This is a genomic window from Hydrogenophaga sp., assembly GCF_030373225.1.
Classification (GTDB): domain Bacteria; phylum Pseudomonadota; class Gammaproteobacteria; order Burkholderiales; family Burkholderiaceae_C; genus Hydrogenophaga.
The window spans coordinates 1-15,090 of the sequence record NZ_JAUCZG010000031.1; the positions used below are offsets into that span (position 1 = coordinate 1).

Annotated in this window: 14 protein-coding genes; 10 read left to right on the top strand and 4 right to left on the bottom strand. The window is 68.0% G+C overall.

Going from position 1 to position 15,090, the window contains the following annotated elements; all coding sequences use genetic code 11:
• Positions 1–167 precede the first annotated feature (167 nt).
• Positions 168–938, top strand: a complete 771-nt coding sequence (locus tag QUV35_RS15340) for a type III pantothenate kinase (protein ID WP_300875943.1) — start codon at positions 168–170, stop codon at positions 936–938.
• Between the two features lie 64 nt (positions 939–1,002).
• On the opposite strand, the gene QUV35_RS15345 is transcribed toward QUV35_RS15340, so the two are convergent.
• Complete coding sequence (locus tag QUV35_RS15345; protein WP_300876068.1) at positions 1,003–2,487, bottom strand: wax ester/triacylglycerol synthase family O-acyltransferase; 1,485 nt, start codon at positions 2,485–2,487, stop codon at positions 1,003–1,005.
• A gap of 237 nt (positions 2,488–2,724) precedes the next feature.
• Here QUV35_RS15345 and QUV35_RS15350 point away from each other — a divergent pair, with 237 nt between their 5' ends.
• A complete protein-coding gene (locus QUV35_RS15350) occupies positions 2,725–2,979 on the top strand; it encodes an acyl-CoA-binding protein (RefSeq protein ID WP_300875946.1) in 255 nt (84 codons plus the stop codon).
• Positions 2,980–2,994: 15 nt separating this feature from the next.
• On the opposite strand, the gene QUV35_RS15355 is transcribed toward QUV35_RS15350, so the two are convergent.
• The 3 genes from QUV35_RS15355 to QUV35_RS15365 are packed head-to-tail and all read right to left on the bottom strand — an operon-like array spanning position 2,995 to position 6,479.
• On the bottom strand, positions 2,995–3,318 hold the full coding sequence (locus tag QUV35_RS15355; RefSeq protein WP_300875949.1) for a polyhydroxyalkanoic acid system family protein: 324 nt from the start codon (positions 3,316–3,318) through the stop codon (positions 2,995–2,997).
• A gap of 19 nt (positions 3,319–3,337) precedes the next feature.
• Complete coding sequence (locus tag QUV35_RS15360) at positions 3,338–4,429, bottom strand: aminopeptidase (RefSeq protein WP_300875952.1); 1,092 nt, start codon at positions 4,427–4,429, stop codon at positions 3,338–3,340.
• 7 nt (positions 4,430–4,436) lie between these two features.
• Positions 4,437–6,479, bottom strand: coding sequence for a molybdopterin oxidoreductase family protein (locus tag QUV35_RS15365; RefSeq protein WP_300875955.1), 2,043 nt, complete (start codon positions 6,477–6,479; stop codon positions 4,437–4,439).
• A 96-nt stretch (positions 6,480–6,575) separates the two neighbouring features.
• Between QUV35_RS15365 and QUV35_RS15370 the strand changes: the two genes are divergently transcribed.
• The 8 genes from QUV35_RS15370 (at position 6,576) to pdeM (ending at position 15,076) form a co-directional block, all read left to right on the top strand.
• Positions 6,576–7,727 (top strand): ABC transporter substrate-binding protein, encoded by a 1,152-nt coding sequence (locus QUV35_RS15370; protein ID WP_300875956.1) that lies wholly within the window; start codon positions 6,576–6,578, stop codon positions 7,725–7,727.
• Between the two features lie 177 nt (positions 7,728–7,904).
• On the top strand, positions 7,905–9,122 hold the full coding sequence (locus QUV35_RS15375; RefSeq protein ID WP_300875958.1) for a M20 aminoacylase family protein: 1,218 nt from the start codon (positions 7,905–7,907) through the stop codon (positions 9,120–9,122).
• Positions 9,119–10,225, top strand: a complete 1,107-nt coding sequence (locus QUV35_RS15380) for a M14 family metallopeptidase (RefSeq protein WP_300875960.1) — start codon at positions 9,119–9,121, stop codon at positions 10,223–10,225. The genes QUV35_RS15375 and QUV35_RS15380 overlap by 4 nt, the downstream gene beginning before the upstream one ends.
• Positions 10,226–10,337: 112 nt before the next feature.
• A complete protein-coding gene (gene argB, locus QUV35_RS15385; RefSeq protein WP_300875963.1) occupies positions 10,338–11,237 on the top strand; it encodes an acetylglutamate kinase in 900 nt (299 codons plus the stop codon).
• 128 nt (positions 11,238–11,365) lie between these two features.
• Positions 11,366–12,058, top strand: a complete 693-nt coding sequence (locus tag QUV35_RS15390; protein ID WP_300875966.1) for a response regulator transcription factor — start codon at positions 11,366–11,368, stop codon at positions 12,056–12,058.
• Complete coding sequence (locus QUV35_RS15395; protein ID WP_300875967.1) at positions 12,042–13,529, top strand: ATP-binding protein; 1,488 nt, start codon at positions 12,042–12,044, stop codon at positions 13,527–13,529. Before QUV35_RS15390 ends, QUV35_RS15395 begins: the two co-directional genes overlap by 17 nt.
• A gap of 132 nt (positions 13,530–13,661) precedes the next feature.
• Positions 13,662–14,354 carry a nucleoid occlusion factor SlmA gene (slmA, locus tag QUV35_RS15400; RefSeq protein ID WP_300875969.1) on the top strand — a complete coding sequence of 231 codons (693 nt, stop codon included), beginning with the start codon at positions 13,662–13,664 and terminating at the stop codon, positions 14,352–14,354.
• 29 nt (positions 14,355–14,383) lie between these two features.
• Positions 14,384–15,076, top strand: coding sequence for a ligase-associated DNA damage response endonuclease PdeM (gene pdeM, locus QUV35_RS15405; RefSeq protein WP_300875974.1), 693 nt, complete (start codon positions 14,384–14,386; stop codon positions 15,074–15,076).
• Positions 15,077–15,090: the final 14 nt, after the last annotated feature.

Genomic DNA, 15,090 nt, shown 5'->3' on the forward strand with positions numbered 1-15,090 from the left:
CGCTGCCCCCCGAGGGGGCTGATCCGGCTTGGGGCGGCCCGGCGCCGGATCTGTGCGCCCCCACGCTCCCCCGCTGCGCCTGGACCGCGGTACGGGCCGGGCGGTTCACTGGCCTGTCATGTTGCGGTGCGCAAACCCCCCGGGGTTGGCGTGGTCATAATCCGCGCATGACATTTCTGGCCCTGGACGTTGGCAACACCCGCCTGAAATGGGCTTTCTACGAAGAGCCGCGTTCCGGTTCCCGGTTGATCGCACAAGGGGCGCAGTTCCTCGAAAACATCGAAACCCTGGCCGAAGGCGACTGGGCCGGGTTGCCCACGCCGCGCTGGGTGCTGGGTTGTGTGGTCGCCGGAGATGCGGTCAAGCGCCGGGTGGAGGAGCAGCTCGAACTCTGGGATGTGACGCCTCAGTGGGTCGTCTCCAGCAGCGCCGAGGCGGGTGTGAGCAATGGCTACGACCACCCCGCACGTCTGGGCTCCGACCGCTGGGTCGCCATGATCGGGGCGCGTCAGCGGCTGGTGTCCCTCGGTCTGAATCGTCCCTGTGTGGTGGTGATGGTGGGCACCGCGGTGACGGTGGAAGCCATCGACACGGAGGGCCGTTTTCTGGGCGGCATCATCCTGCCTGGTCACGGCATCATGCTGCGCGCGCTCGAATCGGGGACCGCCGGCCTGCACGTGCCCACCGGGGAAGTGCGCGACTTTCCCACCAACACCAGCGACGCGCTCACCAGTGGCGGCACCTTCGCCATCGCCGGCGCGGTGCAGCGCATGGTGGACAACCTGCGCCGCCACTGCGGTGCCGAGCCGGTGTGCTTCATGACCGGCGGCGCTGGCTGGAAGATGGCTCCGGCCATGGCGCTGCAGGTGGAGCTGGTGGAAGGCCTGATCTTCGACGGCCTGCTCGAAATGGCCTCGCGCCGCTTGATGACCGCTTGAGCCGGGCAGCGCGGACCCGGCCTGGCAGCCCGCAGGCCATGCGCAGCGCTCGGGCCTCGCGGCCTCAGGCCGCGCTCTCCCCCCACGGAAGCATGAGCGTGAGCATGAGCAGGCGCCGGAACTCCGGCTCGAACTCGTCGATGATGCGTTGCGGGTCCGGGCACAAGGTCGTGTCTGCGATGACACCGAACTGCACGCCGCCGCCGTAACTCAGGATCGACACCCCCAGTCCGACGGTGCCGGTCTGCGGCACCCAGACCATGGTCTGCTCCAGCGTGGAGCCGCACACCTTGAGCTTGCTGGCCGGGCCCGGCACGTTGGTCATGACGGCGGTGGTCTTGCGGCCGAACAGGCTGAGCAAGGCATCCTGCGCGGGCTTGACCAGCAGGCCCGCCACCGACAGCAGGCCGAAGGTCAGCAGCGGCTGCAGGCTGCCTTTGAGGCTGTTCATGCGCGAGCGCACGGTGAACACCCGTTCGACCGGGTTGGTGCAGCCAATCGGCAGCACCAGCGGCACCAGCCCGAAACGGTTGCCGAGTTTCCAGGCGTCTTCCATCGGACGCAGGTTGATCGGCACCATGGCCCGGATCTCCTTGCCCTTGGTGTCGTCGCCCAGGCTGTTGAGGTAGCCACCGATGGCGCCGGCCACGCAGGCCAGCAGCACGTCGTTGACCGAGCAGTTCAGCGCCCGACCGATCGCCTTGACCTCGTCGAGCGGGATGGGTTCGCACCAGGCCACGCGTTTGGTGTTGCCAGGCTGTCCCTTGAGTCGGGTGGGTGAATCGTCGGGCATGAGCGCCAGCGCAGCCAGGTCGCTGGCCAGCTGACCCCCCATGCGCGCCAGGTCAACCGCCTGGCCAAACGAGTCGGTGAGACTCTGCTGCGGTGAGGCCAGCATGGCAAACGACTTCGCAGCGCCGCCGCCGGCCGCTTCCAGCGCCTTGGCGGTGAGATCGCCGAAGGGCCGGATCAAGGTGTCCACCACCCAGTCCTCGGCGCCGTCCAGACCTGGTTTGGCGGTCTGGCGGCGCCGGCTTTGGGGTGGCGCGCCGCCGCCGTCGACCAGGCTCATCATGACGCTGATCAGCGCGATGCCGTCGGCAATGCAGTGGTGGATGCGTGCCACCATTGCCGAGCCACCGTCGTACTGTTCGATCAGTTCGAAACGCCACAACGGGTGCTGGCGATCCAGCGGCTGCATGGCCAGTTCGGCCACCCGCGCCTGCAGCGCGTCCTGCTCGGTTTGCGAGCCCGTTTGCGACAACCGGTGGGCAACGACATGGCGGTCGAGGCGGAAGTCGGCATCGGCCACCCAGTGCGCGCCGGTCGCGTCTTCGCAGGCCCGCTGCGTGAAGCGGCGATAGGGCAGCATGCGATCGCGCACGCGTTCGCGCAGGTCGTGCAGGCTGACACCCGGTTTGAGGATCCAGACGCCGACGATCATCATCAGGTTGGAGGGTGAGTCCATGCGCAGCCAGGCGGTGTCGACCTTGCTCATGCGCTCGCCTTCCAGCCCGAGCGTGGAGAGGGCCTGCTTGACCACGGGCATGACACCGGCTGCCGCGCCGTTGAGGGCGGAACCCGGGGAGGTCTTGGGTCGGCCGGCACGCGCCGAAGGGGTGTCGCTGCGGGCGGCAACGCGTTGAACCATGGATGCTCCTCGGGTGGCTGTGCGGATCTGGATGGGTGGCGCTATTGTGCAGAGGCTGCCAACCGTAAGATAGCGGGAGAGCCCTAAGCCCGGCCCGCCCGGTCGCAGCGGATCATTTCAACAACAGGAGCATTCATGGCCGATCTCAAAACCCTTTTCGACGCCGCGGTGGCGAATTCGAAGAACCTGAGCGAGCGTCCCGACAACGCCACGCTGCTCAAGATCTACGCCCTCTACAAGCAGGCCACCGAAGGGGATGTCGAGGGCAAGAAGCCCGGCTTCGGCGACATGGTCGGTCGCGCCAAGTGGGACGCGTGGAATGGTTTCAAAGGCACCGGCAAGGACGACGCGATGCAGCAGTACATCGACCTGATCCAGAGCCTGAGCTGAACACCGGCCGGTCTGTCAGCCGGCTTTTTTCTTCCTGGCGGCGGGCTTCTTCGCCGCCAGCAGTTCGTCCAGGTTCTTCACGATCTCGCCCTCGATGCGGTCCTTGAAGGCGCCCAGCAGAAAACCCAGTCGGGCGTCGAGCTCGAACCGGTCGGCCCACACCTTGAGCGTGCCGCTCACGCCCGAACGGCTGAACTGCACCTCGTCGCAGTCGGTGCCTTCTTCATAGGTGCAGCTCATGTCGAAGTCGTTTTCGGCCTGCTCGGCCCAGCGCCACGCCAGCTTGCGAGCGCCGCCCATGCCGAGTTGGTGATCGCGTTCGATGTGGATGTCGGCCATGGGTGTCTCGTGTGGGGTGTCAGGGGCGGTCGGGGCCGGCGGCGGCCAGGGAAGAAGGCGAAAGCTCGCGCAATGCAGCCTGGCGCTCTTCTTTCGGACGCCGGGCCAGGTCCCGAACCGCATCATAGAACCGGGCAAAGTCGCGGCCTTCGCGCTCGAACAGGGCCTCGAACGCCGGCACCCACTCATCGTAGGCGGCCTGTGCCGCAAAACTGGCGTTGTTCGCCCGTGCCACGAACGGGTCGTAGCCGGCGTAGCCGTTCCAGCCGGCCTTCAGCTGCTCGTAGCGCTGCCGGAAGTCGCTCATCACAACGGCCTTGCGCTGCAACTTGGTCTCGTCGGGCAGTGCGCCGTCGTCGTAGATCCGTTTCAGCGCTTCACGTGTCGAGCGGGTGAGGGCGCGAAAGGCGCGGCGGCGCTGGTCGAAGGTGGCGTAGTCGGCCCGGGCGCTCGCGCTGGAGCGGCTGAGCCACTTCTCGCCGCCGAGCCGTTCGACGGCGGTGGCAAACGACTCGTTGAACGTGGTGTCGTTCTGCACATAGACCACCTGGTGCGAGAGCTCGTGGAAGATGATCCGCGCAAGCTCGCCTTCCGGGTAGGCGATGAAGGTGTTGAGCAACGGGTCGCCGCCGGCCCAGTTCATCCAGCCCAGGGTGGAATACGCCAGCACCGGGTAGACGGCGACCTCGAGTTGCGGATCCAGGCTGTCGGCAAAGGCCCGCGCGTCCGACTCCCGGAAGTAGCCACGGTAGCCCACGCAGCCGGCCACCGGGAAGCACCAGGTTTCGAGCTTGAGCGAGAGCGCCGGTGCGGCCACCACGTTGTAGACGGCGGCGCGGCGCTTGAGGTCGGCGTAGCGGTGGTAGCTGGCGTTGTCGGGCAGGGCCAGTTCGTTCACCGCGAAGCGGCGGATGCGCCGGGCGTCTTCCAGCCGCTGTTTGAGCGTGGCCGAAGCGGCTTCATCGGCCAGCCAGTCGTCGACCGGTCGGGCCGCCCGCATCATCTGCAGGTGCCCGGTCACCGACTGCCAGTAGTAGCCCACGCCGGTGGTGTTGCTCGCGCATCCGGTGCTCAGCAGAGCCGCAGCGGCGATGGCCAGCAGCTGTTTCACGGCGTCCTCAGTGCACGCCGGCCACGTCGACCAGGCAGTCGTAGAACACCGGTCCGCCGCCCAGGTCGGTGAGCTGCTGGCTGGTGACTTCGTTCACGTTGGTGCCTGCCGGTCCGAGCTTGCGCCACCAGATGCCCAGGCCATGGACCACGCCGGGACGCGCACGCGGGGACACCTGGGCCTTGCAGCGGTACTCGCCGCGGTCGTTGAAGACACGCACCATCTGGCCGGTCTCGATGCCGCGCGCCTGCGCGTCCTCGGCATGGATCTCCAGCAGGGGCTCGCCCTCGATGTCGCGCAGGCTGGTCACATTGACGAAGCTGGAGTTGAGGAAGTTGCGCGCCGGCGGCGAGATCATGGCCAGCGGGTAGGCGGCCGACGTGCCCTGCAGCTCGTGATTGGGAAGGTGGTCGGGCAGGCCGTCCATGCCTTGTGCTGCCAGGCGCGCGCTGAAGAACTCACACCGCCCGGACGGCGTGGGAAAGCCGCCGTGTGCAAACGGCGCCTCGGGCACGGGCAGGGTGGCAAAGCCCTGGTCGAGCAAGGTCTGGAAGTCCACCCGGTCGCCGAACGCCGTGCGGCACAGGGTCAGGTCATCGTCGGCAAAGCAGGGGTCGTCAAAGCCCATGCGCGCGGCCAGCGCGCGGAAGATGTCGCTGTTGGTGCGCGCCTCGCCCACCGGGGCGATGGCCGGGCGGTTGAGCAGCACGTCGGTGTGGCCGTAGCTGGTGTGGATGTCCCAGTGCTCGAGCTGGGTGGTGGCCGGCAGGATGACGTCGGCGTGATCGGCGGTGTCGGTCTGGAAGTGTTCGAGCACCACGGTGAACAGGTCTTCGCGCAGGAAGCCCTGCACCACCTTGCCCGACTCGGGTGCCACCGCCACCGGATTGCTGTTGTAGACGATCAGCGCCTCGATCGCCGGGCCGAAGGCGGCCGAGCCCTCGCGCAGCAGGTCGTTGCCGATGGTGCTCATGTTGAGGGTGCGCGGCCTTGCGCCGGCCAGCAGCTCCGGCCGGTGCAAGGCCGCACGGTCCACCGGAAACTGCGCCGAGCTCGACAGCAGCATTCCGCCCGCGGCCTGGCGCCACGCGCCCACCAGTGCCGGCAGGCAGGCCACGGCGCGCACCGCGTTGCCACCGCCGCGCACGCGCTGCATGCCGTAGTTCAGCCGGATCGCGGCGGGGCGGGTGGTGCCGTAGGCGCGCGCGAGATCGGTGATCTGTTGCACCGGCAGGCCGCAGACGGCGGCGGCCCGCTCGGGCGGCCACTGCAGGGCGCGTTCGCGCAGGGCTTCCCAGCCCAGGGTGTGCTGCGCGATGTAGTCGTGGTCCAGCCAGTCGTGGGTGATCAGCTGGTGCATGAGTGCCAACGCCAGGGCAGCGTCGGTGCCCGGGCGCAGCGCCAGGTGCTCATGGCACTTTTCGGCGGTTTCGGTTCGGCGCGGGTCGATGCACACCAGGCGCGCGCCGTTGCGTTTGGCCTGCTGGGCCAGGCGCCAGAAATGCAGGTTGCTGCCGATGGAGTTGCTGCCCCAGATCAGGATCAGTTTCGAGTCGGCGAAGTGCTCCACCTTCATGCCCACCTTGCCACCCAGGGTCTGCACCAGCCCTTCGCCACCGGCCGATGCGCAGATGGTGCGATCGAGCAAGGAGGCGCCGAGCCGGTGGAAAAAGCGCGCCGCCATGCCCTCGCCCTGCACCAGACCCATGGTGCCGGCATAGCTGTAGGGCAGCACCGCCTGTGGGTCGCGCGCGGCGATGGCCTTGAGGCGGCTGGCGATGGTGTCCAGTGCCTCGTCCCAGCTCACCTGTTCGAAGCGCCCGCTGCCCTTGGGGCCGGTGCGCCTGAGTGGGTGCAGCAGGCGCTCTGGGTGGTAGGTGCGCTCGGCATAGCGGGACACCTTGGTGCAGAGCACGCCATCGGTGTGGCGGTGCCCGGCATTGCCCTGCACGCGAACCGCCCGGCCACCGTCCACTGTTGTGATCAGGGCACAGGTGTCGGGGCAGTCGTGCGGGCAGGCGCCGCGGATCGTGTGCACGGTGGAGTTCATCGGAAGGTGTGGATATGGAGGCGTTTGACTCGGTATCGCCGGGGCACTTGCCGTTACCCTGCGGGCTTTCGAAATCAGCATATCAGGAGTATCTGCATGCAGCGTCGCGAAGCCCTGTCCACGGTGTGCAAGCTGGTCGGCTCGGGGGCCCTGGCCGCCTGCGGTGCGTCTGCGCGGGCGCAGAGCGCCGGCCTGAGCGACACCCGCATCGTGCTGGGACAGTCCGCCCCGTTCACCGGTGCTGCCGTGCAGCTCGGATTGCAGTTCCACCTCGGCGCGCAGGCGTTTTTCGACACCGTCAATGCCAGGGGCGGCGTCAATGGGCGCACGCTGGAGATCAAGCGGATGGACGACGGCTACGAGCCGGAGCGCTGCGCCGCCAACACCCGCCAGCTCATCGCCGACGATGTGTTCGCCTTGTTCGGCTACATCGGCACCCCCACCAGCCTGGCTGCGCTGCCGCTGGCCAGCGCAGCCAAGGTGCCGTTTTTCGCGCCGTTCACCGGTGCGCAGGCGCTGCGCGAACCGTTCAACCGCTACGCCATTCACGTGCGCGCCTCCTACTTCGACGAGACGGCAGCGATCGTTCGCCAGATCACCTCCATCGGCATCAAGAAAATCGCGGTTTTCTATCAGAACGACGCTTACGGCAAGACCGGGCTGGACGGTGTTTCACGGGCCCTCGCCACCCTGAATCTGGAGCCGTCGGCCCTGGGCACGGTGGAGCGCAACACGGTTGAAGTGGCGCAAGCGGTCAAGGACATCATGGCGCAGAAGCCGGAGGCGATCGTGCAGATCGGCGCCTACAAGGCGGTGGCCACTTTCGTTCGGCAGGCGCGCCGCGCGGGTTTCAGCGGCAATTTCTACAACGTGTCCTTCGTGGGCACGCAGGCCCTCATCGACGAACTCGGCGCGGAGGCCCGCGGTGTGGCCGTGAGCCAGGTGATGCCGTTTCCCTACACGCCGGCCACACCGCTGTCGGGCGAGTACCTGGCGGCCATCAAGGAAAAGCGGGGGGTGGAGCCCAACTACTCCGGCATGGAAGGCTTCGTGGCGGCCAAGGTGTTCACCGAGGGCGTGCGGCGCGCGGGCAGGGCGCTCTCGCGAGAGGGCTTCATCAATGCCGTGCAGGGCATGCAGAACGTGAACCTGGGCGGGTTTCCGGTGGATTTCGGTCCCGCCAAGCACACGGGTTCCCGGTTTGTCGAACTCACGCTGCTGACCGAGGACGGGCGCATCCGCCGCTGAGCCGGGGCGCAAGGCTGCGTTGCAGTCTTGCATCACTGGCCCGGTCCGCGGGTGGTCACTGCGCCACGATCGCCCCACCGATGCGGTGGGCTGTCGCTCAAGGAGCCGCGCCCGCGCAAAGGCTTCGATACCATGTTTGGTTGTCCACCCCCACTGCCCGGGCATGCAAAGGTCACCATGAAACTCATCGACTCCATCCTCACGCAGGCCGCCAGCATCGCTGCCGTGCGCCGCGACATCCACGCCCATCCCGAGTTGTGTTTCAAGGAAGAGCGCACCGCCGAAGTCGTGGCGGCCAAGCTCACCGAGTGGGGTATCCCGGTGCACCGTGGCATGGGCACCACCGGTGTGGTGGGCATCGTGCATGGCCGTGATGGTGGTGCCTGCGGCCGCGCCATCGGCCTGCGCGCCGACATGGACGCCTTGCCCATGCAGGAGCACAACACCTTCGCGCACGCCAGCCAGCACGCCGGCAAGATGCACGCCTGCGGCCACGATGGCCACACCGCCATGCTGCTGGGCGCCGCGCAGCACTTTGCGAAACACCGCAACTTCGACGGCACGGTCTACCTGATCTTCCAGCCGGCCGAAGAAGGTGGCGGCGGCGCCCGCGAGATGATCAAGGACGGCCTGTTCGAGCAGTTCCCGGTCGAGTCGGTGTTCGGCATGCACAACTGGCCCGGCATGGCGGTGGGCACCTTCGCCGCCAGTGCCGGCCCGGTCATGGCGTCGAGCAACGAGTTTCACATCACCATCCGGGGCAAAGGCGCGCACGCCGCGCTGCCGCACAACGGCATTGACCCGGTGCCCGTGGCCTGCCAGATGGTGATGGCCTTCCAGACCATCATTTCGCGCAACAAGAAGCCGGTGGATGCCGGTGTGGTCTCGGTGACCATGATCCACACCGGCGAGGCCACCAACGTGGTGCCCGACAGTTGCGAGATACAGGGCACGGTGCGCACCTTCACCTACGAGGTGCTCGACATGATCGAACGCCGGATGCAGGAGATCGCCGAGCACACCTGCGCCGCCTTCGGTGCCACCGTGGAGTTCAGGTTCAAGCGCAACTACCCGCCAACCATCAACCACGCCGCTGAAACGGCGTTCGCGCGCCAGGTGATGGCCGACATCGTGGGCGCCGGGCGTGTGGTGGACCAGGAGCCCACCATGGGCGCGGAAGACTTCGCCTACATGCTGCAGGAGCGGCCCGGCTGCTATGCCTTCATCGCCAATGGCGACGGCGCGCATCGCGAAATGGGCCACGGCGGTGGCCCTTGCATGCTGCACAACCCCAGTTACGACTTCAACGACGACCTGATTCCGCTGGGCGCCACCTATTGGGTGCAACTGGCCGAAAAGTGGTTGAACACCCCGCGTGCCGAGGTCGCTGCTTGATCGCCGCGGCCGACGCGTTTTCGCCTTCATACGCCCGGGCCCGGGTGAGTTTCCTGGAAGCGGCCGCCACCGCCGGCATGGCCATCGGCAGCCACAACCACCCGCTGCCGGGGCGCGAGGGCGAGGTGCTGGCGATGGACGTGGCACTCGATGGCGACCCGCATGCCGAGCGCCTGTTGATCGTCAGCAGCGCCTGCCACGGGGTCGAAGGCTTCTGTGGCTCCGGGGTGCAGGTGTTTGCGGCGCAGGACGCCGAATGGCGCGAACACGCCCGTGCTGCCGGGGTGGCCGTGCTCTACATCCACGCCCTCAATCCCCACGGCTTCTCGTGGGTGCGCCGCGTCACCCACGAAAACGTCGACCTCAACCGAAACTTCCAGGACTTCAGCCAGCCGCTGCCGTCGAACCCGGAATACGCCGAACTGCACGACCTGCTGTTGCCCGCCTCATGGCCCCCCGGGCCCGACAACGCGGCGGCCATCGGTGCCTACATCCGGACCCACGGGCTGCCGCGCTTCCAGGCCGCTGTGTCCCAGGGACAGCACGCGTTTGCCGGTGGCCTGTTCTTCGGTGGCGTGGACGCCACCTGGAGCAACCTCACGCTGCGCCAGGTGTTGCGTCGCCACGGCAGGCAGGCCCGGCACCTCGCGTGGATCGACCTGCACACCGGCCTGGGCGAGAGCGGCCTGGGCGAGCGCATCAGCGCCTGCCGCGACGACGCCGTGTCGCTGGCGCGCGCCCGCCGCTGGTGGGACGGCGGAGGCCAGACCCCGGTGACCTCCATTTACGACGGCTCGTCCACCTCGGCGATGTTGACCGGTCTGATGTGGAACGCCGCTGGCGAAGAGTGCCCGCAGGCCGAGTACACCGGCATCGCGATGGAGTACGGCACGGTGCCGATCGAAGAAGTGATCGACGCTCTGCGTGGCGATCACTGGCTGCACCTGCATCCCGAGGCGCCCGAGGCCTTGCAGGCCGAGATCAAGGCGCGCGTGCTGGCGGCGTTTTATGTGGACACGCCGGAGTGGAAGGCACGGGTGGTGGTGCAGGCTCGCCAGGCCTTGTTCCAGGCTGTCTCGGGCCTCGCTTCTTCCCTGTCGTGAGCCTGCCGCTTTCGTGGCGGCCGGGCCTGGAGCCGGCCTGCCACGAACCAGGCAGCATCCATCGCCAAGCCTACAATTTCGCCACTTCCCCAGCGACACAACCGCCCAAGCCATGACCACCCCCCCCGACGTCACCCCCATTGCCCCGCGCGACAAGGCCGAGATCCTGGCCCAGGCGCTGCCCTACATCCGCAGGTACCACGGCAAGACCATGGTCATCAAGTACGGCGGCAACGCCATGACCGACCCGTCGCTGCAGCAGGACTTTGCCGAAGACGTGGTGCTGCTCAAGCTGGTCGGCATCAACCCGGTGGTGGTGCATGGTGGCGGTCCGCAGATCGAGACCTTGCTCAAGCGCCTGGGCAAACAGGGCCAGTTCATCCAGGGCATGCGCGTCACCGACGCGGAAACCATGGAGGTGGTGGAGTGGGTGCTGGGCGGCGAAGTGCAGCAGGACATCGTGGGCCTGATCAACCAGGCCGGTGGCAAGGCCGTCGGGCTGACCGGGCGCGATGGCGCCATGATCCGTGCCCAGAAGCTGCGCATGACCGACCAGAAGGACCCGAGCCTCGAACACGACGTGGGACAGGTGGGCAACATCGTCAGCATCGACCCCAGCGTCGTGAAAGCCCTGCAGGACGACCAGTTCATTCCGGTGGTCAGCCCGATCGGTTTCGGCGAGCACAACGAAAGCTACAACATCAATGCCGATGTGGTGGCGGCCAAGCTCGCCACGGTGTTGCAGGCCGAGAAGCTGCTCATGCTCACCAACATCCGCGGCGTGCTCGACAAGGACGGCAACCTGCTCACCGAGCTCACGCCAAGGCGCATCGACGAACTGGTGGAAGACGGCACCATCTCCGGCGGCATGATCCCCAAGATCGCCGGCGCGCTCGACGCGGCCAAGAGCGGCGTGAACGCGGTGCACATCATTGACGGCCGCGTGCCGCATGCCTTGCTGCTGGAAGTGCTGGGCAACGAGCCTTTCGGCACCATGATCAAAAGCCACTGATGCAGACGCACACGCCGCCTGCCGGCGCGAGGTGCCCGCCCAAGGGCGCCCGCGGATCCGGCTTCGCCGGGCCCAGGGTGCGTCCCCCTCAGGGGGAACGCGCGAAGCGCGGCAGGGGGGGTGTCTAGATGCGGCTGCTGCTCGTTGAAGACGATGTGATGGTGGCCAGCGGCATCAAGCTGGGGTTGTGCAACGCCGGCTACACGGTGGACTGGGTGCCCAGCGCCGAGCGCGCCGAACGGGCGCTGGAGAGCGACAGCTTCGACCTCGCCATCGTGGACATCGGTCTGCCCGGTGTCGACGGGCTGGAACTCACGCGGCGGGTGCGCGACCGGGGCCTGGAGATGCCGGTGCTGATCCTCACCGCGCGCGATGCGCTGCACGACCGGGTGCAGGGTCTCGATCTCGGCGCCGACGACTACATGGTCAAACCTTTCGAACTGCCCGAGTTGCTGGCACGCCTGCGCGCCTTGCTGCGCCGCTCGCAGGCCGCCACCTCGGCGGTACTGGGTTTTGGCCCGGTGGAAATGGACACCGCGCTGCGCCGCATCACGCTGGCCGGCGAGCCGCTGGAACTCGGGCCGCGCGAATGGACCGTGCTCGAATACCTGCTGCTGCAGGCGCCCAAGCCCGCTGCCAAGGACAAGCTGTTGCAGGCACTCACCGGCTGGGACAAGGAAATCACGCCCAACGCCATCGAGGTCTACATTTCGCGCCTGCGCGCACGGCTGGAGCCGGCGGGCGTGTGTCTGCGGTCCATCCGGGGTTTCGGCTACCGGCTGGAGGTGACCGGGTCTTCGGGCGATGTGGCCCAAACCTGAGCGTTCACCCTCTGCCGGCATCATCTGGGGGCTGCAACGGCGCCTGCTGGTGTTGCTGCTCATCACCATCGCCCTGATCGGCGCCGTCAGCATGGTGTTCCATTTCCACAGCGCCGGCACCGCCGCCCTGCAGCAGGACCAGCGGTTGCTGCGGCTGGTGCCGCTGCTGGCCGACTCGGTGGTGGTGATGGACGTTGCAGCGCGTGGCCCGGCCCCGCTCGAAGAGCCTCTTCTGGGCGCCGACGATGTGCTGCAGGCGCCCGCCTTCGCGCTGCTGCTGGCCCCGCCGGTGGAGGAGTTTCTTCAGGAGCGCAAGGGTTTTGCCGCCTTCGGTGTGTTCGATGCCCAAGGCAGCCAGTTGCTGGGCGAGCGGTGGCTGCCCACCGTGTTGCCCGCCACCGACGGCGCCGAATTCCTGAGCGTGGTTGAAAGCGGCGTGACGTACCGGGTGGTGGCGCAACGCACGCGGTCATCGGCGGGTGAACTGATCGTGCTGCTGGCCGACGGCTCCAACGGCCAGCAACACTGGGCCAGCTCCGTGTTGATGCGGGTGATGCTGCCCAACCTGGTGCTTTTCCTGGTGGCTGCCGGTGTGGTCACCTGGGGCGTGGCGCGGGCCTTGCGACCCCTGATCGATCTCAAGCAGGCGGTGGAGCGCCGCTCGCCACGCGACCTCAGCCCCATCAGCGCCGAGACGGCGCCGGTGGAGGTGCAGCCGCTGGTGGATTCGCTCAACCGGCTGTTCGGGCTGGTCAATGCCCAGACCGAGGCCCAGCGGCGCTTTGTGGCCGATGCGGCGCATCAGCTGCGCACACCGCTGGCAGGACTGCAGTCGCAGGTGGAGGCCTGGGCCCAGGCCGCCCGCAGCATGGGGAGCGGCGACATGCTGAGCCTGCGTGCCGACCAGGTGCTGCGGTTGCGCGACGCCACGCGCCGTACCTCGCAGCTGGCGAACCAGTTGCTGGCCTTGTCGCGGGTCGACGCCATGGGCGGTGACAACCAGGCCTTGCAGCAGGTCGATCTGGCCGAGCTGTGCGAAAACATCCTGGGCCTCTACCTCGATGCCGCCAGCAACAAGCAGATGGATCTGGGTCTGGAGATCGAGCCCGCCCAGACGCAGGGTCACGCCTGGCTGCTGCGCGAGCTGCTGATCAACCTGGTGGACAACGCCGTGAAGTACACGCCCCAGGGAGGGCGCATCACCCTGCGCTGCGGCAGCGCCACATCGCCCCAGGGAGCGCGCGTCTGGATCGAGGTGGAAGACGACGGTCCGGGCGTTCCCGCCGGCGAACGCTTGCGCGTTCTCCAGCGCTTCTACCGCGTGCCGGGCACGGCTGGCGAAGGCAACGGACTGGGCCTGGCGATCGCCGACGAGATTGCCCGTGTGCACGGCACACACCTGCAGCTGGACAACGGCGTCGCGGGGCGCGGACTGCGCGTTCGCCTGACGCTGAATGCGATTACCCACTGACAGTGCGTACCCCGTCCCGGTTGGTTTTTTTTGCTCGCGGCGATATGCGAAAATTCGTAACAGGATGACAAACCCGGGCCGGCACCGCGGCCACCAGCACCCATCAGCCCCCACCGATCGGACCGCCCGCCCATGACCACCAACGCTCCCGAATCCCCATCGCCGGAAGACGCCGCCGCCCTGGAGGCGGCCAGCGTGATCGAAGCCGCGGCCCACACCGATGGCGGCGCGCGCAAGCGGCCCAAACCCGGTGAGCGCCGGGTGCAGATCCTGCAGGCGCTGGCCACCATGCTGGAGCAGCCCGGCGCCGAACGCATCACCACCGCCGGCCTCGCGGCGCGCCTCGAGGTGAGCGAGGCCGCCCTCTACCGCCACTTCGCGAGCAAGGCCCAGATGTTCGAAGGCCTGATCGAGTTCATCGAACAGTCGGTGTTCGGGCTCATCAACCAGCTCGGTGAACGTGAACCCGATGCCAACGCACGCTGCCGCAAGCTCGTGACGCTGTTGCTGCAGTTCGGCGAGAAGAACCCCGGCATGACGAGGGTGATGGTGGGTGACGCCCTGGTGTTCGAGAACGACCGCCTGCACCAGCGCATGAACCTGTTCTTCGACAGGATCGAATCGGTGCTGCGGCAGAACCTTCGCGAAGCGGCCGTGGTGGCTGGCGTGGCCACCCCCACGGTGGATGCGCAGGCCGACGCGTCGGTGATCACCGCCTTCTGCGTAGGCAGGCTGCAGCGGTTTGCGCGCAGCGGCTTCAAGCGGGCGCCGGTGGAAAACCTGGAGCACAGCCTCGCCCTGCTGCTGCCGGTGGCGCGGCTCTGACCAGGCAAAGTGGGCTCTGCGCGCCCTGGGTGCCGGTGCATCCGGGCGCCGGCCTGACGATCTGCCTGCATCCGTCAGGCGCGGCCTTTCTCCCCGACCACGGCGCCTTGCTCGTGGCCGACGTGCACCTGGGCAAGGCGGCCAGCTTTCGCCGCCTGGGCGTGCCGGTGCCCGGCGGCTCCACCGCCGCCACGCTCGACGCCCTGTCCGACGCACTCGCTTCATTGGGCGACACGCCGGTGAAGCACCTCGTGTTCCTGGGTGACCTGCTGCACGCCGCGCGCGGACGCAGCCCCGAGCTGACCGACGTCGTGGCGCAGGCCTTGGCCGCCTGGCGCGGCGAAGCCCCCGGTTTGCGTGTGCACCTGGTGCGCGGCAACCACGACCGCGACGCGGGCGATCCACCAGTCGAATGGGGCATTGAGCTGCGGACAGAGCCCTGGCTGGAGGGGCCGTGGGCCCTGTGCCACGAACCGCAGCCCGTTGCCGGCGCATACACGCTGGCCGGCCATTTGCATCCCTGCATCGGTTTGCGAGGCGGCGCGCGCGAGCGCCTGCGCCTGCCGTGCTTCTGGTTCGGCGACCCGGCGCGCCATGCGGTGGGCGTGCTGCCTGCCTTCGGCGACTTCACCGGCATGCACCCGATCCAGCGGCGACCGGGTGACCGGGTGTGGGCGGTGGCGGACGAGTCGGTTCGTGAAGTTCCGGTCGCCCGACGGTGATGGTTTAGGGCCTC